Raw genomic sequence first — 25474 nt, 5'->3', positions numbered from 1 at the left:
CCGGGACCCACCGCCCCCGGGCTACGGCGTGAGGACGATCTTGCCGCGGAGGTGACCGGTCTCGCTCAGCCGGTGCGCGTCCGCCGCCTCCGACAGCGGGAACACCGCCGCCACCGGCACCGTCACCCTGCCCTGCTCGAACAGTTCGACCGAAGCCTTGAACTCGGCCACCGCCTGCGGTCCCGCGCCCGGTCCGCCGGTCCGCGACCGCAGCACCTCGGGTTCCGCAGCGCTCAGGTCCGCGATCGTCACGACCCGCTCCGGGCCGCCCGCCAGTTTCACCAACTCCGGCAGCGAACCCGATCCGGCGCAGTCGAGGACCGCGTCCACCTTCGGGACCAGCGCGGACACCCGGTCGGCGAGGCCCGGCCCGTAGGCGACCGGGATCGCCCCGAGGCCGGTGAGGAACTCGTGGTTCGCCGGGCCCGCGGTACCGACGACCGTCGCACCGGCGGCCACCGCGAACTGGACGGCCATGCTGCCGACACCGCCCGCCGCGCCGTCGATCAGCAGAACGTCGCCGGCGCGTACCCCGAGAAGGGCGAGGGTCCGCACCGAGGTCTCGGTGTTGCCCGCCGCGCCGCCGGCCTGTTCCCAGGTGAGCGTGGACGGTTTGGGCGCCCAGAGCGCGAGGACCACGTGGTCGGCGTTGGCGCCGCCCATCGCGGCCAGGTCGGCCATCCCGAACACCTCGTCACCGACCGCCACCCCGGTGACGCCCTCACCGACCTCGTCGACGACACCGGCCGCGTCGATGCCCGGAGTGTGGGGCAGCGGCAGCGGGATCATCTGCTGGAACGCGCCGGAGCGGACCTTCCAGTCGGCGGGGGTGACGCCGGAGGCGCGGACGGCGATCCGGATCCGGCCCGGTCCGGCGTGCGGCTCCGGCACCTCGGCGACGTGCAGGACGTCGGCGGACCCGTACTCGGAAAACTGCAGTGCTCTCATGACCCGGAACGCTATCCGGAACACCCCGTCCGGTTAGCTAAAGTGAGAGCGTGCCTGATCGACTGTCTCAGAAAACGCTCCGCTCGGACGCCCGCGACAACCGCGACCGCATCCTCGACGCGGCCCGCCACGCCTTGGCCCACGACGGGCTGGACGTGCCGATGCGGGAGATCGCCCGGCGGGCCGGAGTCGGCCCGGCCACGCTGTACCGGCGGTTCCCGACGAAGGAGTCACTGTTCATCGAGGCCTTCGCCGACCAGCTCAACCTGTGCACGGTCATCCTGGACGAGGCACTCGCCGAACCCGACCCGTGGACCGGATTCCGCACCCTGGTGGAGCGTATCTGCGAACTGCACGCCCGGGACCGGGGATTCACTGCCGCCTTCCTCTCCGCGTACCCCCAAGCCCTGGATCTGACCGTGACCCGCACGCAGGCCGTGCGCGCCATCGCCGACCTCACCACCCGGGCCAAACACGCCGGTGAACTACGCGACGACTTCCAACTCGACGACTTCCTGCTGATCCTGCGCGCCAACAGCGGCCTGCGCGCCGCCACCGAGGAGGCGTCGGTCGCCGCATCCCGCCGGTTCGCCTCCCTGATCCTCGAAGCGTTCCACAACCCGGCCCGGATAGGCTCCGGCACGTGAAGGTCCACCACCTGAACTGCGGCAGCATGCGGCCACCGGCGACACCCGGCGGCCTGATCTGCCACGTGCTGCTGATCGAACACCCCGACGGGCTGATGCTCGTCGACACCGGTTTCGGCCTCGCCGACATCGCCACGCCGTCCCGGATCGGCCGGGCCCGTCCCCTGATCCGGCCGGACCTGCGCGCCGAGGAAACCGCGATCCACCAGGTGCGGAAGCTCGGTCACGCTCCTTCGGAGGTACGCGACATCGTGCTCACCCACGGCGACAGCGACCACACCGGCGGCCTGGCCGACTTCCCCGCCGCGGACGTGCACCTGAGCGCCGCCGAGTCCGAAGCCATCCGCCATCCGCGGACCTTCGGCGAACGCGGCCGGTACGTCCCGGCGCAACGATCGCACGGCCCCCGCCTCGTCGAACACCACCCGGAACGCGGCGACACCTGGCACGGTTTCGCGGCGGCCACCGAGATCCGACCCGGCGTCCTGCTGATCCACCTGCCCGGCCACACCCGCGGTCACGCGGCGGTCGCCGTCGACACCGGGAGCGGCTGGATCCTGCACGCCGGTGACGCGTTCTACCACCGCGGCCAGGTGGGTGGTGACGGCCGGGTGCCGCGCAGCCTCCTCACCATGGAGACCCTGGTGGCGTACGACCGGAGCGCCGTCACCGGAAACCACGCAAGGCTGGCCGCCCTGTGGTCGGCGAACAGGCCGGACCTGACACTCGTCAACGCGCACGACCCGGAGCTGCTGCGCCGGGCTCAGGAACGGATCCACTGATGAGGCTGGTCGTCCTCGGCGCCACCGGCCGCACCGGCCTGCTGCTGGTCAGGCGGGCGCTCGACGAGGGCCACACCGTGACGGCATACGGTCGCCGGCGCGGTGACCTGCCCGAACACCCGGCCCTGACGGTGGTCGTGGGTTCCCTCGCCGACCAGGCCGCCCTGGCATCGGCGTTCGCCGGAGCGGACGCGGTGGTCAGCTGCCTGGGACCGGCCCTGCCGTTCGCCCGGAGCACACTGATGAGCGACACGCTGCCGGTGGTCGCCGACGCGATGTGCACCGCCGGTGTACGCCGGATCGTCGTACTGTCGGCACTGGGCGTCGGCGACTCGATCCGCCGGCTGAGTCCGGTGATGCGGTTCGCGTACTCGACGGTGACCCGCCCGGTGTTCGCCGACAAACGGCACGCCGAAGCGCACCTCCGCCAGTCGGACCTGGACTGGACCCTGGTCTACCCCGGTGTCCTGACCGGCGACCTACCCGCCGGTTTCCCGGTCGGCCCACTGCTCGGTCTGCTCACCGGCGGACGGTCGCGCGGCCCGGCCACGATCCGCGACCTGTCCACGGTCGACCGGATCCCCGGCGTCCCGCTGGTGACACGGACCGAGGTGGCCCGCGCCCTGCTCCTGACCGTCACCGACACGACCTGGTCACGCCGTACCGCCGCCGTCCTCTGACCGGTCGATACTGTCCTGCGGTCCCGGTGACGCCCGCGGCCGTTCGCTGACCCCGGGCCGCTGCCCTCCGACCTCGGTGACGCACGCGGCCGTTCGCTGATCCCGGGCCGCTGCCCTCCGACCTCGTGACCAGCCTGCCCGGCCCACGACTCGGCGTCCGCGGCCACGTAGGGAGCCTCGATCGCAGGTAGGCCGCCACCTCCGCCTGAGGCGTCGCCCCGGGTACGAAAAAGTCGCATATATCTGGCATTCCTAGCGGTACGAGTGGCCATCCCAGTACCCGACCAAGCGCAACACCATCGCACGCCAACAGCGCCAGCTCCCCGGCGCTCTGCCCATTGATGCCCCCGGCACTCCGGCACGGCGGCACGCCCGCGCACCCTCACCGACGGCACGGCGCCACAGCGGGCATCGCGGGGAAAGTCGGCATCGCCGATATAGCGGGCATAGCGAATACAGTCGGCATCGCTGACACAGCGGACATCGCGGACACAACGAACGGGCGGCTACGGCTCAGCATTCGCCGCAACAGCCGCTGTCGTGGCCAGCCCGAGCTCGCGTAGCAGGTAGGCACCCCAGCCGTCGTCCACGGCTCCCTCACGGCATCAAACCGACCGTGACTGACGGCTCGGAACCGTCAGCCGTCGGCCACGGTCGTTTTCGGCGCGCCGACGAACCCTGACCGACGGCCGAACCGGACGAGCCGTCGCCCACGGTCGTTTTCGAACACGCCAACGACCCTGACCGACGGCCGAACCGGACGAGCCGTCATCCACGGCCGCCCGGGAGACGAAACACAACCACCGACAACGGCTCGGACCCATCAGCCGTCGTCCACGGTCGCCGTCAGCTTGTCGGCGGACCATGGCCTACGGCCGAGTTGGCCGAGCCGCCGTGCGTGGCTGTCCAGGAGACACGACACGACCATCAGCGACGGCCGGAGCTGACGGCGGACGGAACCGGCGATCAGACACGGGAAAGCGGCCAGGCGGCCAAACGGTCAAACGGTCAAACGGCCAAGCAGGCAGGCAGTCAGGCAGAGGCTCGGAATGCTAGGGAGAGCGGCAGGACCACGCCGGACGGGAGGTCTCCGTCGAGGGTGCGGAACAGTTGGCGGACCAGTTCGCCGGGGTACCGTGACCAGGGAATGCGCACGGTGGTCAGCTGCGGGACGGTCGTCACCGCTATCGGGGCGTCGTCGAAGCCGGCCACCGCCACGTCGCCGGGCACGGACCGGCCCGCCTCGCGCAACGCCTCCAAGGCGCCCGCCGCCATCATGTCGGAGGCGACGAACAGTGCGTCGAACGTGGGGTCGCGGTGCAGCAGCAGTTCGGTGGCTACTTTTCCTCCGGCGAAGGTGAAGTCCCCGACGGCCACCAGGGCGGGATCGAAGCCGTCGACGGCGTCACGGTAACCGGCCAGCCGCTGCACCCCACCCGACACATCGACCGAGCCGTCGACGGCGTCACGGTAACCGGCCAGCCGCTGCACCCCGCCGGGCAGGTCGAGCGGGCCGGTGACGGTGGCGATCCGGCGGCGGCCGCGTGACCGCAGATAGCTGACCATCTCGCGGGCGCCGGCACGGTCGTCCGTGGTCACGTAGGAGATGCTCTGCTCGTACCCGAGAGGGGTGCCGCAGGCGACGACCGGCAGATCGCGTCCGATCAGGTCTTGCACGACGGCCGACGCCGCCGGGGCGGAGAAGACGAGGGCCGGATCGCTGAGGACGCCGAAGACGGGGGCCTGACCGCTGAACGCGCCGGCAACGGAATCCGGACCGCTGAACGCGCCGGCAACAGGAGCCGGGACGCTGCCGACCGGGGTGACCATCAGGATGTCGCGGTCGGCGAGGGCCGTGGCGCAGCCGGCCATCAGGTCGTTGACGTTCGGGTCGGCGAGCAGCCGGTCACCGCCGACGCAGTGCAGGAACGCGACCGTGTCCGGCCGGGCGCCGGCGAGCCTGCGGGCGTGGTGGTGCGGGACGAAACCGGTCGCCGCGACGGCCTGTTCGACGGCGCGGCGGGTGGCCGGGCTCAGTGGTCCGGTGCGGTTCAGGAAGCGGGACACCGACGCGTACGAGACGCCGGCCGCCCTGGCAACATCACGGATCGTCACACGGCCGGCCATCGTCCGACCCTACCGAAAGCAGTCCACAAAGGCCGGACGATTATCGGTGGGGGTGGACAGGTACCGGCGAGAAGCCCGCCCGCGTGGTGACTTCAGGCGCGCTGGGCACCCGAAGTCACCACACCCGACGTGGACCGTGGTGACTACAGCCACGCTCAGCGCCCCAAATCACCACACGGGCGCGACCACGAAACGCGTCCAGTTTCGAGCTTGGCGGGCGTCACTTGCGCCGTTTGAGGGTACGTGCATAGTCCTGGCACCGTGCCTTGGCGATGACCGACCGGTCCCCGGAGCGGAGCACGATGCCCTCCGGGCCGCCGAGCCCGCTGTCGTCCAGGGCGACGAGCGTGGCCGGCAGGTGCTCGCCGAGGAACGTGTTCATCTCCGCGATCCCGGACGGCAGCGCCGAGCCGTCGATCCGGAACAGCCGGGGTACGAGGTCCAGGCCGGTGGCGGTCAGCTCGTCCTCGCCGAGGAACCGCTGGCCCTGGTCCTCGCGCCAGGCGGAGATCGTGGCGGGCGGCCAGTCCAGCTTGTCGGCGAAGTCGTCCTCGGTGAACTCCGCCACGTCGAAGAGTCGCCAGCCGGTGGCGCCGCGGGCCGAGTACTGCTTCGCCTGACCGCCGATCCGGCCGCCGTAGAGTTCCAGGTAGAGCACCCGGATCCGGCCGTCGGGCGCGGTCAGCGTGTCGGCGAACGGTCGCAGGTTCGCCACGATCCCGAGCGCCGGGTTGCCGATCAGGTCGCCGCGCGCGTACAGCAGCTCCTCCCGTGATCCGAGCAGGTAGGAGCCGTCCGGCAGCAGGATCACCCGTGAGTTGGTGCCGTCGACCTTCTCGGTCCCGTGCACGGTGCCGGTGAAGACCGTGACCTCGTCGGTCAGGCTGCCGTTGCGCGGGTCGAGCTGGTGGTACGTCGGGATCGACGGGTACTTGGTCAGCGAGTTCAGCGCGGCCAGGTTCACCGTGCGGATGTCGAAACCGGTCATCGGCGCCTCCTTGAATCACCAGGATGGTGGCAGGCCGGAACGGCGGGCGGCGAGCGGATTTCGGCTCGGGTGCACCCTGCGGGCGGTAGCGTGCGGCTGGTGATCACCGTGCCGGCGGGCAGCAACCTCATCCTTCGGTGCCAGAACGCGCAGGACCGGGTGCTCGTCACGCTCTCCGACGTGGCGGCCCCGTTCATCGCCGAGCTGCCGCCCATCCCGGTCCTCAGCCTGGACGGGCCCGGCGTCCGCCGGATCGGCATCGCCGAGCTGGTCACCACCGCAGGCGTCACCTGGGTGGAGGGTGAGCTGCACCGCGACCAGTTCCGGGTGATCGGTGACGCGCCGGCCGGTGTGGTGCAGCGTCGTGGGGCGCCGCGGCGGGCCGGGAAGCATCCGGCGGTCGGTACCGTGCAGATCCGCAGCACCGGCGGGCAGCGTCTGGTCGCGGTGTCGGGCCGGGTCGAGGACATCTCCACCGAGGGTCTGCTGCTGCGGGCGACCGCCGAGAAGTACAAGCCGTCGCTGCCGCCGGACATCGAGCGCACCATGCTGCACGTGACCATGCCGTGGGGCGAGTTGACCGCCGCGGTGACCGCTGTGGATCAGCGTGCTGATCTGCTGCGCGGCACCTTCGAGTGGGTCGACGACGTGGACCCGCTCGCCGAATTCTGCGCAAGCTGAAAGTTTTTGCCGGATTCGTTGATCCGCTGTGGGAACGCTCCCGTATTCGTGGTCGAACGAACCGGTGAGAGCTCGCGAAGGCGCAGGCACCTATGTACAAGAAGCGTTTCACGAACAGCCGCTCCGGCGGGCGTAAGTGGCTGGTCGGTGGCGGCGTCGCCGTCGTCGCGGTGACGTCGGTCGGTGTCGGCCTGGGCGTCGCGTCGGCGGCCGAGGGCGTGCCGACGGTCAACTGTCCGCAGGTCGTCATCAACGTCGACATTCCGGCGAAGGCCAAGGCCGAGGTCGACCAGAACCTGGCGCTGCTCGACACGCAGATCGCCGAGGCGAACAAGCGCCTGGTCGACACGCAGGGCCAGGGCGGCGCCAACTTCATCCAGAACGCGATCCTCGGACCGCTGGCGGGGAAGCGTGAGTCCGCCATCAACCGCATCGAGATCGCGATCGGCCGCCAGGGCGAAAAGCCTGATCTCAACGCCGCGGGTCTGTCCAAGTGCACGCTGAACGAGGCGGCCGAGGGCGACGACACCAACGCGGGTGAGGGCGAAAACGGCAACGACAACGGGGGCAACAACAACGGGAACAACGGCGGCGGCAACAACGGCAACAACCTGGGGATTCTCACGAACACGTGTGACACCAGCCAGCTGCCGCCGCACGACGGTTTCCAGAACGGCAACCGCTGCGTGTCGACCGAGTTCGGCGAGGTCGGCGCGGCGGCGAACAACCCCACGCTGCTGATCACCAAGGCGCCCACCCAGGTGCGCCGGAACCAGGCGTTCACCATCCAGGTGAGCACCCGGAACCTGATCCGTGACCGCTTCCTGGCGGCCGGTCAGGGTGGTTACTACGTGGAGAGCTCGGTCCTGCAGGGCGGCCTGGTCCGCGGTCACTTCCACACCGCGTGCCGGATCCTGGACAGCACCCGGCAGGCTCCCGCCCCGGACCCGGTGCCGGCGTTCTTCGTCGCCACCGAGGACAGCAAGGGCGGCGCTCAGGCGGACACCGTCAACATCCAGGTGCCGGGTCTGGCCCAGGCGGGCACCTTCCAGTGCTCCTCGTGGGCCGGTGACGGCTCGCACCGCATCCCGATGATGGAGCGGGCGAACCAGACCCCGGCTCTGGACTCGGTGCGGGTCCGGGTGCGCTGACGTAAGACCTCCCGAACGGCGTGGACGCGGCGGCGTCCACGCCGTTCGTGTTTCCGCCGACCGTCACCGAGAACCGCGGAAGATCACGATCGTCAAGGAACTGTCATGTTTTCGCGGACGGACCGTCGCACCCGGACGGCAGAGTTCACCTCGAGCTGATTCACCCCCCACAGCGCCCGGGCGCGGCAGCCCACTACCCTGCCGCGCCCGGGTGTTTCAAATGCTGCGAAGGCCGTCCATCAGGACGTCCAGCAGACGGGCCGCCCGCTGTTCGTGCTGGTGCGGGTGGGCCACCGTGAAGATCCCGATGAGCGCGGCCGCGATGTCCTCGGCGGTGACGTCGGTGCGGATCTCACCCGCCGTCCAGCCGACTTCGAGGATGTCCCCGATCGCCGCGAACAGCTCGGCCTGGGTACGGGCGTGGGCGATCTCCCCCGACTCGATCATGGCGAGCAGCGTGTCGAGCATGCCGTTCTTGGTGGCGATCCACTCTCCGAACAGCTCCGCCCAGCGCCGCAGCGCCGCCGCCGGGGACATCTGCGTGAGCAGTTCGCGGGCGCCCTCGGTGAGCCGCGTGACCTGGTCCTGGTAGACCGCGTCGACGAGCGACTCGCGGGTCGGGAAGTGCCGGTAGAGGGTGGCGATGCCGACCCCGGCCTCCTGGGCGATCGCGCGCATCGACGGCTCGGTGCCGCCCGCGGCGAACAGCCGGGTCGCGACCGCCAGCAGCTGGTCGCGGTTGCGGCTCGCGTCCGACCTTGCTCGGCGGCCTTCTGCTCCAGTCAAAACGGATCACGCTCCGGTTGTGCTACGTTGGCGACGAGAAAAACGGATCATAGTCCGTTTCCTGTTGCTGGAGGAACTCATATGAGCGGGTACGAGAGCCGAGCGGTCCAGTTCGTCGACGCGTTCGGCGGCCCCGAGATGCTGACCCTGCAGGACGTGCCCGCACCGCAGGCCGGGGCGGGACAGATCCGGATCCGTGTCACCGCCGCCGGGCTCAACCCGATGGACTGGTACATGACGTCCGGCGCCGAGGCCGCCACCCGCTTCGGGCTGAGCCTGCCGTGCGGATTCGGCACCGACTACGCCGGCGTCGTGGACCAGGTCGGCGAGGGCGTGACCGGGTTCGCAGCCGGCGACCGGGTGTTCGGCGGCGCCATGTCCCGCGCGGTCGCCGATCACGTGATCATCGACGTGACCGGGACCATCGCGGTGGGCGGCACCGCGCACCACACTCCCGACGGCGTCGACGACCGCACCGCCGCGGCCCTGGAGATCGCGGGCTGCACGGCGGCCGCCGCCCTCGCCGTGGTCCGCCCCGGACCGGACGACACGCTGCTCATCGGCGGCGCTGGCGGCGGGGTCGGCGTCTTCGCCGTCCAGCTCGCCCGCCTCACCGGGGCGCGGGTGATCGGGACCGGATCGGCGACGTCGGCCGACGCCCTGCGCGCTCTCGGGGCCGAGCCGGTCACCTACGGCGACGGCCTCGTCGACCGGGTCCGCGACCTGGCACCCGGTGGTGTCACCGCCGCCCTCGACCTGCACGGCACCGACACCGTCCAGGCGGCGCGGGACCTGGGCGTACCCGACGAGCGCATCACCACCATCGCCGCGCAGGTCGACGGCATCACGCCGGCGAACGGCGCCACCACTCCCCCGGCCGGCATCGAGCAGATCGCCCGCCTGATCGCCGCGGGGACGATCCGGGTGCCGATCGCGGCGACCTTCCCGGTCGAGCGGATCCGCGAGGCGGTCGCCCTCCAGGCCGGCCGCCACGTACACGGCAAGGTGGTCATCGACCTATAGACACGTTTCACAGTCAAGGTCTGCGTGGTGACTTCAGGCGCGCTGACCACCCGAAATCACCACACCGTTGTGGGGTGTGGTGATTTCGGGTGCGCTGGACGCCCGTAATCACCACACCCCCACAGGTGTGTTGACTTGGGGCGTCCAGCCCGCCCGTAATCACCACACCCCCACGGGCGTGTTGACTTGGGGCGTCCAGCCCGCCCGTAATCACCACACCCCCACGGGCGTGTTGACTTGGGGCGTCCAGCCCGCCCGTAACCACCACACCCCCACAGGCGTGTTGACTTCGGGCGTCCAGCCCGCCCGTAACCACCACACCCCCACAGGCGTGTTGACTTCGGGCGTCCAGCCCGCCCGAAGTCAACACGCGGAGGGCTCTGACCACGAAACGTGACTAGGCGTCGGCGCGGTCCAGGAGCTGGGCCAGATGCACGGCCGGACGGTCACGCAGGTCGGCGACCTGGGTGCGGCACGAGAAGCCGTCGGCCAGGACCGTCGCGCCGGGCGCCGCGTCCAGCGCCGGCAGCAGGTTCTGCTCGGCCACCGCCACCGACACCTCGTAGTGGCCGATCTCCACGCCGAAGTTGCCGGCCAGGCCGCAGCAGCCGGCCATCCGTTTCACCGTGGCGCCGGTCGAGGCCAACAGGTCCGCGTCGGCCTTCCAGCCGAGGACCGCGTGGTGGTGGCAGTGCGGCTGGGCGACCACCTCGACGCCGGTCAGGTCCGGCGGGGTCCAGCCGGGCGTCTTGGCGAGGAGTTCGGCGAGGGTGTGCACGGACTCGGCGACCAGGGCGGCGTCCTCGTTGCCGGGCAGCAGCTCGTGGATGTCGGAGCGCAGGACCGCCGTGCAGGACGGCTCGATGCCGACGATCGGCACGCCCTTGCGGGCATCAGGGGCCAGAGCGTCCACGGTACGCGTGAGGATCCGCTTGGCCGAGTCCAACTGTCCCGTGGTGATCCAGGTCAGGCCGCAGCACACCGAGCCGCTGGGCAGCTGTGGTTCGTAGCCGGCTGCGCGCAGCACGCGTACCGTCGCTTCGGCCACCTCGGGTGAGAAGGCGTCGGAGAACGAGTCGGCGAAGAGCACCACGGGGGTGCGGCCCTCGGCCGCGCCCCGGGTGAAGGACCGGTGGAAGGGTTTGGCGGCGAAGGCCGGCACCGACCGCCGCTTGTCGACGCCCGCGATCTTCAGGGCGAGGCCGCGCAGCCCGGGCATCCGGGTCGCCATGTTCGCCAGGCCGGGCATCCAGCCGGCGAGCCGCGCCCAGAACGGCAGCCTACCGAGCGAGTAGTGCGACCGGGGGCGGATCTTGCCCTGGTACGTCTGGTGCAGCACCTCGGACTTGTAGGTGGCCATGTCGATCCCGGTCGGGCAGTCCGACGCGCACCCCTTGCAGGCCAGGCAGAGGTCCATCGCGTCGTGCACGGACGGGTCGCTGAACGCCAGTTCGCCGCGCACCACCTCCTGCAGTACCCGGGCCCGTCCCCGGGTGGAGTCCTTCTCCTCGCGGGTGGCCAGGAACGACGGGCACATCACGCCACCGGCGGCGGAGTTGTCGGCGCGGCACTTGCCGACGCCGGTGCACCGGTGCACGGCCTGGCCGAGGTCGCCGTCGTCGTGCGGGTAAGCCATCGCGAGCATCGGCAGCGGGAACCGGCCGGCCGGGCGGATGTCGGCGTCCACCGGGTCCGGGTCGACCAGCACGCCCGGGTTGAGCAGGTTGCCCGGGTCGAAGGCGTGCTTGATCGCGGCGAACAGGGCGATGGCGTCCGCCGAGTACATGTGCGGGAGCAGTTCGGAGCGGGCCCGGCCGTCGCCGTGCTCGCCGGAGAGCGAACCGCCGAACTCGCCGGCCAGTTTCGCCGCGTCGATCAGGAACTCGCGCATCACCGTGGTGCCGCCGGGCTGGTCGAGCGGGAAGTCCAGGCGCACGTGCATGCAGCCGTCGCCGAAGTGCCCGAACGGTGCGGAGGTCATGCCGTACTGCGTCACCAGCTCGTCGAAGCGGGCCAGGTAGGCGCCGAGCTTCTCGGGCGGGACCGCGGCGTCCTCCCAGCCGGGCCAGGCGGGCTTGTCCGAGGGCGCCCGGCCGGCCAGGCCGGCGCCGTCCTCGCGGATGCGCCACAGCCGGGCCTGTGTGGCCGGGTCCTCGACGACCAGGGCGTCGTCGGCGATGCCGTCGGCGGCGAGCTTGCGGGCGCGGGCGGCCACCTCGCCCAGGTCGTCGCCGGCCAGTTCGACGAAGAGCCAGGCGCCGCCGCGGGGCAGCGGCGGGACGGCATCCGGTCCGCGGCGGGCGCGCAGCACGTCGAGCAGGCGGGAGTCGAGGCCCTCGCAGGAGGTGGGGCCGTGGGCGACGACGGCCGGGGAGGCCTCGCCGGCGGCGACGATGTCGCGGAAGCCGAGGACGACGACGACCCGGACCGGGGCGTCGACGACGAGCTTGACGGTGGCCTCGGTGATGACCGCCAGGGTGCCCTCGGAGCCGACGAACGCCTGGGTGAGGTCGAAGCGTTCGGGCAGGAGGTGGTGGACCGCGTATCCGGAGACCTGCCGCCCGAACCGATCGAATTCGGTCCGCGCGACCGCAAGGTTCGCGCCCATCACCTTCTGGACATTTTGAATCATCTCGTCGGGTCCTTCGGCGAAGGCCTGATCGTCCCGGTATCCCGTGACAATCGTTGATCCATCCGCCGTCATGAGCCGCAGACCGGCCACGTTGTCCGACGTGCGGCCATAGGCCAGCGACCGCGACCCGCACGCGTTGTTGCCGATCATGCCGCCGATCGTGCAGCGCGGATGCGTCGACGGGTCCGGCCCGAACCGCACGCCGTGCGGCATCGCCGCCTTCTGCAGGACCGCGTGCACGGTCCCCGGCTCGACCACGGCCGTGCGCGACTCCGGGTCGATCGACAGCATCCGGTTGAGGTGGCGGGAGAAGTCGAGCACGATCCCGCGCCCGACCGCGTTGCCGGCCACCGACGTCCCGGCGCCGCGCGACGTGATCGGCACCCCGGTCTCGCGGGCCACGGCCAGCGCCGCCGCCACCTCGTCGACGTGCCGCGGGCGGACCACGGCCAGCGGCGGGATGCGGTAGAGCGAGGCGTCCGACGCATACATCCCCAGGGTCGCCGGATCACTCCGCACCTCGAGGCCGGCCTTCGCCAGGGCACCCACCACGCCGTTCACCTGCTCGCTCATGAGTAACATGTTACTCATGCCTGAGCTGGTCCTGCCGCCGGACGCCCCCTCCCTCGCCGACGCCGTCGCCCAGGCCGTCCGCGACGGCGTCGCCGCCGGGGAGTTGCGCCCGGACACCACGTATTCGGTCTACCAGCTCGCCGACCTGCTCGGGGTCTCCCGCAGCCCGGCCCGCGAGGGTCTGCTCCGCCTGGCCGAGGCCGGGCTGATCGAAATCCGCCGCAACCGCGGCTTCCGGGTCCTGCCGCCCCGCGCCGACGACATCGAGGAGATCATCGGCATCCGGCTGGCCCTGGAGCCACCGGCCGCCCGGCACGCCGCCGTGCACGGCACCGACGCCCAGCACGCAGCGATCCGGTCGGCTCTGGCAACGATGGCGTCGGCCGCCGCAGACGGCGACGAGCAGGCGTTCTGGCCGGCCGACCGCGCCCTGCACGACCTGCTGCTGCACACCGCCGGCAAACCCCGCACCGCCACCATCGTCGACCGCCTGCGCACCACGACCGCCCTGCTCGGCCCGCCCACCACGGCCGGCGGCCGCACCCTCGCCGAGATCCACGCCGAGCACGAGCCGCTGGTCACCGCGGTGCTGGCCCGCGACGGCGCGGCGGCCGAGGCCGCCATGCGGGTCCATCTCTCCTCGACGCTCACCCTCCTGACCGGCATGACCCCGGCCCCGGGCGCCCGGTGAGCAACGGCCGAATCATCCAGGCCCGGCCCGCGCCTTCCCGATCCACACTCGTTGATCAAGAACGCTATCCTCCTCGCCGTGTGGCCCTTCCGGAGGCGTACGGCCTTCCACCCCGAAAACGTGTCGGTCGACGAATTCCTGCACGACGACGACGCCGAGTCACTGCGGACCGCGTTGCGGCGCAAGGACTGGCCGGCGGCCCGGCTGATCCTGTCCACGAAGGACCCCGAGCACCGGATGTTCTACTGCCGGATCGCCGGGGAGACACCGGGCCTGGAGGAGTGGATCGACGCGCCGTGCCACACCGACGAGTCGACGCTGCCGTTGCTGATCCGCGGGGCGCGCTACATCTACTGGGCGTGGGAGGCCCGCGGTTCGGCCGTCAGCGCCGAGGTCGCCGCGAGCGCATGGCCGACGTGGTTCGAACGCCTCGATCACGCCGCGAAGGACCTGACCGAGGTCCTGCGGCGCGACCCCGGTGACGCCGACGCCCTGCAATACATGATCATGCTGTCCCGTGCCCGGCAGAAGGGGCTCGACGAGTCGCAGCGCTGGTTCGACCAGCTGCTCGACGTCGCGCCGACCCACCTGTACGGCCACACCGCGATGCTCAACGCCCTGATGCCGAAGTGGCAGGGCAGCACCGAGCTGATGTTCGCGTTCGCCCGGAAACGGGCCGCCGCCCACCCCGGCACCCACCTGCCGGTCCTGGTCGCCAAGGCACACATCGAGCACCACTGGACGAACGGCCGCGAGAGGTGGCTGGAGCGTGACGAGGTGGGCGAGGAACTCCACCAGGCCGCGCACGCGTCGGTCTTCCACGACGACTACGTGAACACGCTGATGACGCCGGTGCCGTGGAACGATTTCGCGTACACGCTCAGCAATGCCCTGTATTTCTCGGCGTCCTGGTCACTGTACGAGGTGATCGGCGAAGACTGGGTGACCACACAACCGTGGGGCAGCGTCCGGAACTTCCTGCGGGAACGCGAGTACGCCGCCCGCAACCGCAGACACTGACCGCCACATCGCCGGCACCCTCATGATCGTTTCTCTCGGCAGAACATCGAATCGGGAGAATCGAACTCATGAAACGCCTGTTCAGCATGGTCGTCACCGCGATGCTCGCCACCGGCGGCATCGCGGTGACGACGGTCGCCGCCGAGGCCGCGGCATGCACCCGGACGACGGCCACCATCGGTGTGCCACTCGACGCCGAGGACCACCGCGACATCCTGCGGCACGCACGGGACGCCATCGCCAAGGGCTATCCGGCCGTCCTCGTCCTGAACCGTCCCGGCGCCGACGAACGCCGCCGGAAGGCGCTCACCACGATCCCCACGAAACGGGGGTACGACCGGGACGAATACCCACCCGCGATCGGCCGCGCCGTCGTCGCCGCCGACGTGCGTCACGTGCCCAGCGCCGAGAACCGTTCGGCAGGCGCCCTGATGGGCAGCACGCTGCAGAGATACTGCGACGGCACGAAGTTCGCCTACAGCGTGCGGTCCACCGCCGTCCCCACCCTCGCGCCGACGGCCGGCACCGACCCGCGGTTCCGTACCTGCGCGGAGGCCAAGCGCAAGGGCTACGGACCGTACGTCCGCGGCACCGACCCGGAATACCGCTGGTACACCGACCGCGACGGCGACGGCACCGTCTGCGAATAGGCCGATCCACGGTCGCGGGGACCGCAGGACGCCGCCGCTCCGCACGGGTGGCGATTGATCACCAGTACGCGGACGGCACCGGCGTGCGGATCCACCGGGCGTTCGGCGGCCCGCAGTGCAGGTGCCCGCAAAGCCGTGCTCCCGAAAGGTCAGCACGGCCGCGCGCAGGAGCAACCGGCGGAACGATGCTGCGCGCCTGGAACTTTTGGTAGTACGGTCGTACCATCAAGGGCATGGAACCCTACGGACGGTTCGTCAGTGACACGGCGCGGCGGGCGTTCCTGGCGGCCTACGACCGGGCACTGCTCGCCTGGCCGGAGCCGAGGACGTCGTGGGACCTGGAGACGCGGTTCGGGAGCGTGCACGTCCACCGGTACGGGCCGGCGGACGGCACGCCGATCGTGCTGCTGCACGGCGCCGCCGGGAACGCCACCAACTGGTACCCGCACGTGGCTGCTCTCGGCGTACACCATCAGGTCTTCGCCCTGGACACCCTCGACGAACCGAACCGCAGCGTCGCCCGGCAGGCCCTGACCGGTCCGGACCAGACGGCGTCCTGGCTCGACGAGACCCTCGGGCTGCTCGGACTGGACGCGGTGCACCTGGTGGGCTTCTCCTACGGCGGATATCTGGCGCTGAACCAGGCCGTGCACGGGCCGGACCGCCTGCGCCGGGTGACCGTCATCGATCCGGGTGGGCTGGCGACGGTGCCGGCCCGGTTCTACCTGTCCATGCTGGCCGGGGCGTTCGCCATGATCCTGCCCCGGCGCTGGCATCCGTGGCTGAGCCGGGCGCTGGCCCAGCGGGCGCTGCTCGAACCGCCGGACCAGCTCGCCCTGATCAAGGCGGCGGCGACGTCGTTCCGGACCCGGCGGCCCGCCGCGCGACGCCTCACCGATGATGAATTACGGTCGATCCGGGTGCCGGTGCGGGTGCTGCTGGCGGGCCGCAGTGTGCTGCTCGACCCGCAACGCGCCCTGGACCGGGTGCGCGCCCTGATCCCGGACGTCCGTGCGGAGATCGTGCCGGGCGCGGGACACGGCCTGCCGCTGGAACAGCCCGGCCTGGTCACCGCGCGCATCCTGGCGGACGACTGACATGCCGCGACTTGCCGACCACGACGAACGACGGGCGCACATCCTCGACGCGCTGCTGCGGATCGCGGCCTCCCGCGGACTGCATGCCGCGAGCATGCGGACGGTCGCGGCCGAAGCCGGCGTCACGGTCAGCACGGTGCAGCATTACTTCCAGGACAAGGAGCATCTGTTGTACGCCGGACTCGAGCGCCTGTCCGTGCGGGTGGGCGAGCGGGCGCTGCGGTCGGTCGCCGGGGACGGCCCGCGGGCGGTCGTCCGGGCGTGGCTGGGACAGTTCATCCCGGTCGACGCGGAGCAGCGGGCGGCGTACACGGTGTTCGCCGCCTATCACGCACTGGCACTCACCGACGACAAGCTGGCCCGGCTTCCCTATGGACGGCGGACGGGAGCTTTGGAGCGTACCCTCGCCGGGAATTTGATCGGCTCCTGCAACGACCCGGACGCGGCCGCAGCCATCGCGCTCGCCCTGGCCACCGGGTTGGGCGACAGCGTGATGGCCGGGATCCGCACGCCGGAGGCGGCCCTCGCGCTTCTGGAAAGGCACCTCGACGACGTTCTCGGCGGTGACGTGGCGTGACATGCTGGGCGGATGGGGCCGGTGGTTCGGTTCGCCGCCACGCCCGCGGGCCGGGTCGCCTACACGGTGACCGGCAGCGGGCCGCCGTTGCTGTGCCTGGCCGGCTGGGTGTCGCATCTCGCGCTGATGGCGGAGAACCCGCAGCACGAACGGTTCTTCGACGGGCTCGCCCGGTCCCGCACGGTGATCCGGTACGACAAGATCGGCTGTGGCCTGTCTGATCGTTCGCGGACCGACTTCAGTCTCGACGTCGAGCTCGCCACGGTTCGGGCGCTGACCGCGCACCTGGGTCTGGACCGGTTCGCGCTGTTCGGATCGTGCGAGGGCGGACAGGTCGCGGCGGCCTACGCGGCGGCGCATCCGGACGCGGTGTCGGCGCTGATCGTCTACGGCAGTTGCGCCCGCGGCGGTGACCTCGCCCCGCCGGCCGTCCGCGCCTCGGTGCTGGACCTGATCCGGGCGCACTGGGGGCTCGGGTCGCGGGTGCTCGCCGACATCTGGCTGCCGGCCGCGCCACCCCCGCTGACCGCGATGTTCGCCCGGATGCAGCGGGCCGCGGCGGACGCGGCGACGGCGGCCGCACTGCTGGAGATGTTCTACGGATGCGACGTCACCGCGCTGCTGCCGGCGATCCGGGTGCCCACCCTGGTGGCGCACCGGCGCGACAGCCGGGCGGTCCCGTTCGAGCGGGGGCGGGAACTCGCGTCGCTGATCCCGGGCGCGCAACTGGCTGCCTTCCCCGGACGGATGCAGCCGATCTACGCCGAGGAGCCGGGGGCCGCGCTGGCTGCCCTCCTGCCCTTTCTGGGGTCGGCCGGTTCGCTGCCCGGGCCCCTCACCGCCCGGGAGTTCCAGGTGGCCGACCTGATCGCGGACGGTCACACCAACCCGGAGATCGCCCGGCGGCTGGGCATCTCGGTGCGGACCGTCGACGCCCATGTGGAGCATGTCCGCACCAAACTCGGGGTGCGGGCGCGTACCCAGATCGCCGTCTGGGCCCGTCGCCCCGCGTAGGTGTGTTGACCGATGCGGGCGCCCGGCCCGCGAATTTAGCGTCGACAGCATGGACCTCACCACCACGCGGCGCGGCGTCGCGTTCACCCCGATGGAGACCCGGCCCGACGTGCTCGTCCGGGCCGCGGCGCTGGCCGACGACCTCGGCTACGAGTCGTTCTCGGTCGCCGAGGGCTGGGGGCTGGACTCCGCGGTCCTGCTCGCCGCACTCGCCGGCGCCACCCGGCGGATCACCCTGATCGCCGGTGTCCTGTCGGTGTGGGGACGCACCCCCGCCACGATCGCGATGACCGCTGCCACGCTGCACCGGCTCTCCGGCGGGCGGTTCGTCCTCGGGCTCGGCGCGAGCACGCGGCGGCTGGTCGAAGGTTTCCACGACGTCCGCTACGAGCGTCCGGCCGTCCACCTGCACGAGGTGACGGCCCGGGTCCGCGCCCTGCTGCGCGGCGAGCGGATCCCCGGCGGCCTCCGGTTGGGGCAGCCGCCCGCTCCGGAGGTGCCGATCTGGCTGGCCGCGACCGGTCCGCGAACCCTGCGGACGGCGGCCGAGCTGGCCGACGGGTGGTACCCGCTCTACCTGCGGCGGGACCGGATCGGGGACCTGGCCGGCCGGATCGCCCGGCACCGGATCCGTAGTCTCACCGACGGGCTGCCGCAACGGCCGATCACCGTGGCGGCCGGGCCGTTCACGGTGGTCGACCCGGACGCCGCCGCGGCGCGGACGGTCGCGACGGCGTGCACGGCCGCCTATCTCACCACGATGGGTGAGGTGTATCCGCGGCTGGTCGCCGGGCAGGGCCTGGCCGAGGACGTGGAGCGGGTCCGGGCCGGAGGTGAGGTGTCCGAGCGGCTGCTGGACGAGTTCACCGCGTACGGCGAGGAGAAGACCGTCCGGGACCAGCTGGAACGCTGGGATGCCACGGTCGACGTCACGATGCTCGGGATCCCGCCGGGCCTGCCCTGGCCGATGATCGAGGCCACGATCAGGGCCGGCCGTCCGTGACCTGCACCCGGTCCCCGGCTTCTCGCCGTCCGACCGGCAGAGCGGTGCTGCGCGCCTGACGGCCCGGTTCAGGGGTGGAGCCGCCGGAAGGCCTCGCCGCAGGCGTCCACGCAGCGGGCCAGAACCACGTCGGCGGTCAGCACCTCGGGCACGGTGAGGAGGAAGACCTCACGGTCGGCCCGCTCGACCGCGGTGATCCAGGGCTGGGCCGCGAGCACCTGTTCGAGGGTGTCGGAGCCGGGCCGGGACAGGTCGAAGACGACGAGCATCCCGTCGTCGAAGCCGAACGACCACTCCCGCCCGTCCCGCGTCGCCACCGACAGGTAGTCCGGCAGGTCGGCCAGTTCGGGGTGGTCCGGCAGCCGCCCGGCCGCCGCGGTCACCGCCGGGCGGGCGGCCAGGCTCTCCCCTGCGAAGCTGTACCAGCCGTTGCTGCCGCGGTCCAGCTCGACACCGTCGACGGCGAACGCCGGCCGGGACTTCCGCAACCAGTTCATGGGTATCACTCTCCCCCGGGCCGGGCCCGGTGTCGCCACCGGACCCGGCCTGCGGACGCGTCAGGGCCAGTAGGTGTCGTTCGACGGGTGAAGAGTGAACGGAATCCGGTTGCGGCGCAGGCAGTCGAGCAGGTCCTGCGGGATGCCCTGGGATCCGTTGGCGTGCGGCAGGAAGTGCCACAGCACGTCACCGACCTGGCCGGTGTCGAGCAGGTGCCGGTCCTGATCGCACTGCTTGAGATAGGACTCCTTGTGGCCGGGCTCGCCGGTCTTCACCTCGTGCAGTTTCAGCGGTGGCCCGTCCTCCAGGAAGTCGGGTTCGCGGGCCGAGTTCGGCTTCGGCTTGCCCGGCATCGGGATCCGCGCGTCCCGGTTGCGTTTGCCGGGGATGCCGGCCAGCAGCACGTCGGCCAGGTAGTCCTCACCGGCGGGCCAGCCCCGCAGCCACGGCACCGAGGCCGCGCCGGGCACCGCGTCAGTGAGCGCGTCGGCCAGCCGGGCCAGGCTGTTGCTGGACTTGCGGGCCAGTCGCAGGATCACCGTGTCGGACATGCCGGCGCCGGTCAGCTTGCCGTAGTTGCCCAGCATGATCGCGCGGATGGTCAGCGTCTTGACGCTGTCCGAGATCTTGTCGTACTTGGCGACGAACGTGATCACCTTGTCGAGCCGGTGCACGTACTTCAGGACGAACTTGGCGGCCTTGCCGGGGATGGCCACCGCGTCTCCGGCGTACGGAACCAACCCCATCACCGACAGCCCGGTGCCGACCCAGTCCTGGTGGATCACTCCGGCGACGGCGTCGCGCAGGTCTGCGAGGCCGCCGAGGATCCAGCCGACCACCGGGATCAGGCTGAGTCCGCCGGAGCACAGGTATCCGGCCAGCCACGCCATCGAGTCGATGGGCTTGAAGTCGCCGGCGATCAGGCCGACCACGAAGTCGGTGACGTAGGTCCACTTGCCGACCCGCTCGTCCGGCACCAGCGGGTCCAGACCCTGGTCCTCGGCGTGCGCGATCTCGTACGCGTCGGCGATCCCGTCCCCGTCGGTGTCCCCCTGCAGCGGGTTCGTCAGGTGTTCGCTGATCTCCGCACCGTCGGACAGGCCGTCGCCGTCGCTGTCCGGGTTGGCCGGGTCGGTGTCGGTGTCGTCGGTCTCGGTGGTGTCCGGGATGCCGTCGCCGTCGGTGTCGACGTCGGTCGGCGTGGTCGGCACCGGCCCGGTGGGCTCGCTGACCGGCGGCGGCGGGTTGTCCGCGACCAGCGGGTCACGACCCTGTGCCACCTCGGCGCCGTCGGCAAGGCCGTCGCCGTCGGTGTCCGGGTCGGTCAGCCTGGTGCCCAGCTCCTGCTCGCGCAGGTTGGTCAGGCCGTCGCCGTCGGCATCCTCGGCGCCGTCCGCGGTCCCGTCGTCGTCGGAGTCCGCGTCGTTGGGCCGGGTGAAGGTGGCGAGCTGTTCGATCTCGGTCAAGTCGGTGAGGCCATCGCCGTCGGAGTCGGCGATCAGCGGGCTGGATCCGAACCGCAGCTCGGTCAGGTCCACCACACCGTCGGCGTCGTGGTCGCCCTCGTAGGTGATGCCGAACCGGCCGAGCACCGCGAAGCCGTTCCTCCAGGTGTCTCCGGCGTACTCGACGGCGTCCTCGGGGTCGGCCTCGCGCAGCTGCTCGTCGGCGTTCGCGAGGGCCCTCGTCGCCTTCGTGATGTCCTCGAGGGCCTTGTCGAGCCCCGTGGGCGTGGGCGGCGCCGGGCTGATGATCTTCCAGGGGCCGACGATCGCCTCGGCGTCCTGAATCGAGGCGTCGGCGAGCAACCGGACGCCGGTCAGCGACCCGACCAGCGCGTCGAGGTAGGGCTGCCGCTCGTCTGCGTCGTCCTCGAGCTCGTCCTGGATCTCCAGGAGGTGCGCGAAGGTCTTCTGCGCATCGGCGGCGCTCCGCAGGCGGGCCCCGTCGAAGTAGCGGGTGCCCAGGTCCTCGCGGATCGGGGTGAGCTTCTCCGCGACGTCCTCGTCGTCGAGGTACGGCTCGACGCGGTCGGCGGCCTCCCGGACATAGGTGGGCGCGTCGCGGGTGTAGGTGGCGGCCGGGATCTTCCGGACCGCGGCCTCCCAGTCCAGGTCGGCCGCGTACGCCGGCGACGCGACCAGGAACGTGGAGGCCAGCAGGGCGGCGGAGCCGAGAACCGCCGTTCTTCGGGCACGATGCATGAACACTCCCCCGTATCAACGACCGCCGATCGACGGCCACGGCGAGAGTATCGACGTCAATAACTTCGCTCAACCCCGTTCCCGGGCCCTACGATCAGGTGGATCCGGGCGTCCCGCGAGGCGAACCGCACCCGGTCCAGACCGTCGACGACCAGGTCGGCCTCCTTGAGCTCCGCCGCTGCCGATGTGCCGGTGACCGCGAGCACCGTGCACCCGGCCGCCAGCGCCGAGCGGATCCCGGCGGCCGCGTCCTCGACGGCCAGGCAGCGGGCCGGATCCACGCCGAGGCGTTCCGCGGCCAGCAGGTAGGGCTCCGGGTCCGGTTTGCCGGTGCGGACGTCGTCGGCGGTGACCGTCACCGGCGGCGTCACCAGTCCGGCGGCCGCCATCCGGGCCCGGGCCAGCGGCGCCGAGCACGAGGTCACCACCGCGCGGCGGCTGTCCGGCAGGCTGCCGAACAGGTCCAGGGCGCCGGGCGTGGGCCGGACCGTCACCGCGTCCTCGATCTCGATCGCGGTGATCCGGGCCAGGCCCGCCTCCGCCTTGTCGGCGGGTAGCAGCAGGTCGATCAGGTGCCGGGCCGGCCGTCCGTGGTTGTCGGCGACGGCCTTCGCCGGGATGCCGTGTTCGGTGGCGAAGCGCCGCCATGACCGGAGCACCGAGGCGGTCGAGTCGGCGAGGGTGCCGTCGATGTCGAACAGGACCGCGTCGAAACCGGCCGCGAACAGCGGGTTCGGCGCCTCGACCGGGCTGCGGCGATCGAGGGCGACGAGGACGCGTAGCAGCTGCTGTTCGGTGGTGAGCTCGGCGTCCACGCTGATCACCGGGATCGACGGTGGGGTGGACGGGCCGTCCGGAGCGCGGTGCCGGTCGCGGTCGGCGCCGCGGGCGGCCCGGCGTTCGGCGAACAGGTCGGGCGCGCCGGTCAGGTGCACGACTCGCACGTCGGCGACCGTTCTCAGCCGGTTCCACGCGTCGTCCTTCTGGAGTTCGGCGGTGAACGGGGCCACCAGGACGGCCGTGCCCGCGGTGGCGACGACGTCCACGGCCACCGTGAGCAGGGCCGCGTACCGGCCGTCGCGGATCGTGGCACGGTGCGGCGACGCCAGCCAGTGCCCGCCGAGCGCCTCAGCCGGGAGGCTGTCGAGCAGCGGATTCGTCATCGTGTCGAGGTCGAGCAGGGGTGCCCCGAGGGTTTTCGCGAGGGCCCGGCCGAGCGTGGTCTTGCCGCTTCCGGCGACCCCGGCGACCGCCACCACGAGGGGTCGGACCTGTTGACAATCCGTTGCTGAGCGCCACATCATGGCTGCCATGTTACCGGTGTCATGGTCGATCGCGACACCGGTGACATGCTCGGATTCCAGCCGCTGGGGAGAACTCCTGTGACAGAACGCGCGGACACCACCGGTCGCTTGATCGCGGGCGTCGACCTCGGCAGCACCGCCATGAAGATGCTGGTCACGGATGAGTCCGGGATCGAGGTCGGCGCGGCCCAGGTCCCGACGCCGTGGCGATCGGGCCCCGGCGGCACCACCGAGATGGACGCCGCCGCCCTGCTCGCGGCGATCCGGACTCTGGTCGCCACTGCCTGTGACCGGGTCGCCCGGTCCACCGGCGCCCCGATCGAGGCGGTCGCGCTCTCCGGGATGGGCGAGACCGGCATGCTGATCGACGCCGACGGCAGCGCCGTCGCACCGGCGTTCGCCTGGTTCGACCCACGCGGCGCCGCGCAGGCCGCCGCGTTCCCGGCGACCGTCCGGGACGAGTTCGCCGGGCGCACGGGTCTGCCGCTGGGCGCGCAGGTCAGCGTGGCGAAACTGGCGTACCTGCGGGACCAGGGACTGCGGCTCGACGGGTTGCGCTGGCTCAACCTGCCCGAGTTCGTCGCCGCCGCGCTCGGCGGGCGGACCGCCGTGGAGTACTCACTGACCTCCCGGACCGGGCTGATCGACCAGGACACCGGCGAGCCGTGGACGGCGATGCTGACCGAGCTCGGCGTCCGGGAGTCCTTCCTGCCCCCCTTGCTCGACGCCGGCGCGCCGTTCGGTGTCACCGGTGACATGGTCCCGGCGAACCTGGCCGGCGCCCTGCTCACCGTCGCCGGGCACGACCACCTGGTCGCCGCCGAGGCCACCGGCGGGCTGCCCGCCGACCACTACCACGTCTCGCTCGGCACCGCCGAGGTGCTGCTCCGGGTGATCGACGAGCCGCTGGGCTACGAGGCCCGCCGCCGCCTCGCCGAACACCTGATCAACGAGGTACGCCACGTCGTCCCCGGCAAACACGTGCTCGTCGCCGGGGTCAAGACCGGGCTCCTGCTGCGCCGGGCCCTGCAGGCCGCCGGGATCAGCGACCGGACCGGCCGTGACGGGCTCGACCTGGCCGTCATGCGGCTGCCGTACGAGGGCGCCCTGCCCGCCGACGCCATCGACGTCTCCGGCGCCCGCAACGACGACGGCGTCCTGAAACTCACCTACCACACCGACGGTGTCACCCCGGCCGAGGTCTTCGGGGCTGTGCTGCGGCACAGCAACGACGAGATCGGCCGGCTCATCCGGGCCATGGACCGGGAGTTGCCGCCCGCGGTCACCTCGACGCTCACCGGCGGCTGGGCCGGCATGGCCGCGGTCCGCCGCGCCCGCGCCCACGCCCTGCCCGCGATGACGGTGTCGTCCCGCGAACAGGAGACCGCGTACGGGGCCACCCGCGCGGCCGTCCGATTGCTCAGCACCATCCCACCGAAGATTGGAACCGCCCCGTGAACCCGCTGACCACCATCGAACGCCGTGGCATGTCCGCCATCTCCACCCCCGGCGGCAAGATGCTGATCGTCGCCGCCGACCAGCGCAACGGCATGAAGGCCGCGATGAAGGACGCCCCCGGCGGCGCCGCGGCGATCAGCAAGGCCGAACTGGCCGAGGCGAAGGCCGACCTGCTGCGCTACCTGGCGAACAACGCCCCCGCCATCCTGCTCGACCCGGAGGTGGCGCTGCCGGGCGTCGTCGACGACGGGGTCCTCGCCCGCGGCACGTCCCTGGTCGTCGGCCTGGACGCGTCCGGCTTCGAGACGGTCGACGGCCTGCGCCACACCGGTCTCGTCCCCGGGGTGACCGCGAAGACCGTCCGCGAGCTGGGCGGCGACGTCGCCAAGATGCTCTGGTACACCCGCCCGGACCGGCAGGACGTCACCTCCCGGGTCGCCGACGAGATGCGCAGCCTGATCAAGGAGTGCACCGACGAGGGTGTGCTGCTCATCGTCGAGCTCCTCACGTACCAACTGGAGGGCGAGACCGACGAGGAATACGCGGCGAAGTTCGCCGGCCTGGTCGCGGACGGCGCGAAACTGGCCGTCGAGTGCGGCGCGAAGGTCCTGAAACTGCAGTACCCCGGCTCGGCCGAGGGCTGCGCCGCGGTCACCGCCGCCGCGAACGGCGTCCCGTGGGCGGTGCTGTCCGCCGGCGTCGACCACGAGACCTTCCTGGGCCAGGTCGCCACCGCGATGGCCGGCGGCGCCGGCGGGGCGATGGCCGGACGCTCACTCTGGAAGGACAGCCTGTCCATCTCCCCGGACCTGCGCAGGGACTACCTCACCAACCGCGCCCTGCCCCGCCTGCGGGAACTGGCCGACGTGGTGGACGGCGCCAACCGACCCTGACAGCGGACCGGGCCGCCGCGGCATCTCCGATATGCTGCGGCGGCCCG

The 25474-nt window shown here is 71.7% G+C and carries 23 protein-coding genes; 15 read left to right on the top strand and 8 right to left on the bottom strand.

Going from position 1 to position 25474, the window contains the following annotated elements:
* Window positions 1–21: 21 nt before the first annotated feature.
* The gene (locus WH85_RS10970; RefSeq protein WP_045741700.1) at window positions 22–948 is read right to left on the bottom strand and encodes an NADP-dependent oxidoreductase; all 927 of its coding nucleotides are present in this window, start codon (window positions 946–948) and stop codon (window positions 22–24) included.
* Between the two features lie 50 nt (window positions 949–998).
* Between WH85_RS10970 and WH85_RS10965 the strand changes: the two genes are divergently transcribed.
* The 3 genes from WH85_RS10965 to WH85_RS10955 are packed head-to-tail and all read left to right on the top strand — an operon-like array spanning window position 999 to window position 3057.
* Window positions 999–1595 carry a TetR/AcrR family transcriptional regulator gene (locus WH85_RS10965; RefSeq protein WP_045741647.1) on the top strand — a complete coding sequence of 199 codons (597 nt, stop codon included), beginning with the start codon at window positions 999–1001 and terminating at the stop codon, window positions 1593–1595.
* Window positions 1592–2377: an MBL fold metallo-hydrolase gene (locus tag WH85_RS10960; protein ID WP_045741646.1), complete on the top strand. Its 786-nt coding sequence runs from the start codon at window positions 1592–1594 to the stop codon at window positions 2375–2377. Before WH85_RS10965 ends, WH85_RS10960 begins: the two co-directional genes overlap by 4 nt.
* Complete coding sequence (locus tag WH85_RS10955) at window positions 2377–3057, top strand: NAD(P)-dependent oxidoreductase (protein ID WP_045741645.1); 681 nt, start codon at window positions 2377–2379, stop codon at window positions 3055–3057. The genes WH85_RS10960 and WH85_RS10955 overlap by 1 nt, the downstream gene beginning before the upstream one ends.
* A 1032-nt stretch (window positions 3058–4089) precedes the next feature.
* On the opposite strand, the gene WH85_RS10950 is transcribed toward WH85_RS10955, so the two are convergent.
* On the bottom strand, window positions 4090–5184 hold the full coding sequence (locus WH85_RS10950; RefSeq protein WP_045741644.1) for a LacI family DNA-binding transcriptional regulator: 1095 nt from the start codon (window positions 5182–5184) through the stop codon (window positions 4090–4092).
* Window positions 5185–5404: 220 nt separating this feature from the next.
* The gene (locus tag WH85_RS10945) at window positions 5405–6172 is read right to left on the bottom strand and encodes an RNA ligase family protein (protein ID WP_045741643.1); all 768 of its coding nucleotides are present in this window, start codon (window positions 6170–6172) and stop codon (window positions 5405–5407) included.
* Window positions 6173–6271: 99 nt separating this feature from the next.
* On the opposite strand from WH85_RS10945, the gene WH85_RS10940 reads away from it, so the two are divergent.
* Both WH85_RS10940 and WH85_RS52845 read left to right on the top strand, forming a co-directional pair.
* The gene (locus WH85_RS10940) at window positions 6272–6853 is read left to right on the top strand and encodes a hypothetical protein (RefSeq protein ID WP_045741699.1); all 582 of its coding nucleotides are present in this window, start codon (window positions 6272–6274) and stop codon (window positions 6851–6853) included.
* Window positions 6854–6945: 92 nt separating this feature from the next.
* Window positions 6946–8004, top strand: a complete 1059-nt coding sequence (locus tag WH85_RS52845) for a hypothetical protein (protein WP_245673894.1) — start codon at window positions 6946–6948, stop codon at window positions 8002–8004.
* A gap of 216 nt (window positions 8005–8220) precedes the next feature.
* On the opposite strand, the gene WH85_RS10930 is transcribed toward WH85_RS52845, so the two are convergent.
* A complete protein-coding gene (locus WH85_RS10930; protein ID WP_045741642.1) occupies window positions 8221–8790 on the bottom strand; it encodes a TetR/AcrR family transcriptional regulator in 570 nt (189 codons plus the stop codon).
* A gap of 81 nt (window positions 8791–8871) precedes the next feature.
* On the opposite strand from WH85_RS10930, the gene WH85_RS10925 reads away from it, so the two are divergent.
* Window positions 8872–9813, top strand: a complete 942-nt coding sequence (locus WH85_RS10925) for an NADP-dependent oxidoreductase (RefSeq protein WP_045741641.1) — start codon at window positions 8872–8874, stop codon at window positions 9811–9813.
* A 397-nt stretch (window positions 9814–10210) separates the two neighbouring features.
* Here the strand turns inward: WH85_RS10925 and WH85_RS10920 are convergent, their stop codons facing one another.
* Complete coding sequence (locus tag WH85_RS10920) at window positions 10211–13018, bottom strand: FAD-binding and (Fe-S)-binding domain-containing protein (RefSeq protein WP_045741640.1); 2808 nt, start codon at window positions 13016–13018, stop codon at window positions 10211–10213.
* Window positions 13019–13034: 16 nt separating this feature from the next.
* On the opposite strand from WH85_RS10920, the gene WH85_RS10915 reads away from it, so the two are divergent.
* The 7 genes from WH85_RS10915 to WH85_RS10885 all read left to right on the top strand — a co-directional run bounded on the left by WH85_RS10915 (window position 13035) and on the right by WH85_RS10885 (window position 19070).
* Window positions 13035–13709: a GntR family transcriptional regulator gene (locus tag WH85_RS10915; RefSeq protein ID WP_052720302.1), complete on the top strand. Its 675-nt coding sequence runs from the start codon at window positions 13035–13037 to the stop codon at window positions 13707–13709.
* Between the two features lie 120 nt (window positions 13710–13829).
* Window positions 13830–14729 (top strand): hypothetical protein, encoded by a 900-nt coding sequence (locus WH85_RS46875; protein WP_052720301.1) that lies wholly within the window; start codon window positions 13830–13832, stop codon window positions 14727–14729.
* A 68-nt stretch (window positions 14730–14797) separates the two neighbouring features.
* Complete coding sequence (locus tag WH85_RS52840) at window positions 14798–15379, top strand: excalibur calcium-binding domain-containing protein (RefSeq protein WP_052720300.1); 582 nt, start codon at window positions 14798–14800, stop codon at window positions 15377–15379.
* Between the two features lie 233 nt (window positions 15380–15612).
* Window positions 15613–16476 (top strand): alpha/beta fold hydrolase, encoded by an 864-nt coding sequence (locus WH85_RS10900; protein WP_045741638.1) that lies wholly within the window; start codon window positions 15613–15615, stop codon window positions 16474–16476.
* A 1-nt stretch (window position 16477) separates the two neighbouring features.
* On the top strand, window positions 16478–17053 hold the full coding sequence (locus tag WH85_RS10895; RefSeq protein ID WP_045741637.1) for a TetR/AcrR family transcriptional regulator: 576 nt from the start codon (window positions 16478–16480) through the stop codon (window positions 17051–17053).
* Window positions 17054–17065: 12 nt separating this feature from the next.
* A complete protein-coding gene (locus WH85_RS10890) occupies window positions 17066–18067 on the top strand; it encodes an alpha/beta fold hydrolase (protein ID WP_045741636.1) in 1002 nt (333 codons plus the stop codon).
* 49 nt (window positions 18068–18116) lie between these two features.
* Window positions 18117–19070 carry an LLM class flavin-dependent oxidoreductase gene (locus tag WH85_RS10885; protein WP_063775485.1) on the top strand — a complete coding sequence of 318 codons (954 nt, stop codon included), beginning with the start codon at window positions 18117–18119 and terminating at the stop codon, window positions 19068–19070.
* 68 nt (window positions 19071–19138) lie between these two features.
* On the opposite strand, the gene WH85_RS10880 is transcribed toward WH85_RS10885, so the two are convergent.
* The 3 genes from WH85_RS10880 to WH85_RS48605 are packed head-to-tail and all read right to left on the bottom strand — an operon-like array spanning window position 19139 to window position 23031.
* Window positions 19139–19567: a hypothetical protein gene (locus tag WH85_RS10880; RefSeq protein ID WP_045741635.1), complete on the bottom strand. Its 429-nt coding sequence runs from the start codon at window positions 19565–19567 to the stop codon at window positions 19139–19141.
* 60 nt (window positions 19568–19627) lie between these two features.
* A complete protein-coding gene (locus tag WH85_RS46865; RefSeq protein ID WP_157410928.1) occupies window positions 19628–21772 on the bottom strand; it encodes a hypothetical protein in 2145 nt (714 codons plus the stop codon).
* Window positions 21773–21828: 56 nt separating this feature from the next.
* The gene (locus tag WH85_RS48605; RefSeq protein ID WP_169792428.1) at window positions 21829–23031 is read right to left on the bottom strand and encodes an HAD-IA family hydrolase; all 1203 of its coding nucleotides are present in this window, start codon (window positions 23029–23031) and stop codon (window positions 21829–21831) included.
* Window positions 23032–23154: 123 nt separating this feature from the next.
* Here WH85_RS48605 and WH85_RS10865 point away from each other — a divergent pair, with 123 nt between their 5' ends.
* Together WH85_RS10865 and WH85_RS10860 are read left to right on the top strand one after the other, a co-directional pair.
* Window positions 23155–24534 carry an FGGY family carbohydrate kinase gene (locus tag WH85_RS10865; protein WP_245673893.1) on the top strand — a complete coding sequence of 460 codons (1380 nt, stop codon included), beginning with the start codon at window positions 23155–23157 and terminating at the stop codon, window positions 24532–24534.
* The gene (locus WH85_RS10860; RefSeq protein ID WP_245673892.1) at window positions 24531–25427 is read left to right on the top strand and encodes a tagatose-bisphosphate aldolase; all 897 of its coding nucleotides are present in this window, start codon (window positions 24531–24533) and stop codon (window positions 25425–25427) included. Before WH85_RS10865 ends, WH85_RS10860 begins: the two co-directional genes overlap by 4 nt.
* The last annotated feature ends 47 nt before the right edge of the window (window positions 25428–25474 follow it).

Source organism: Actinoplanes rectilineatus (assembly GCF_000962825.1).
GTDB classification, from domain to species: domain Bacteria; phylum Actinomycetota; class Actinomycetes; order Mycobacteriales; family Micromonosporaceae; genus Actinoplanes; species Actinoplanes rectilineatus.
The sequence above is the reverse complement of the archived record's forward strand: the minus strand, read 5'-3'. Positions and strand labels throughout refer to the sequence as shown.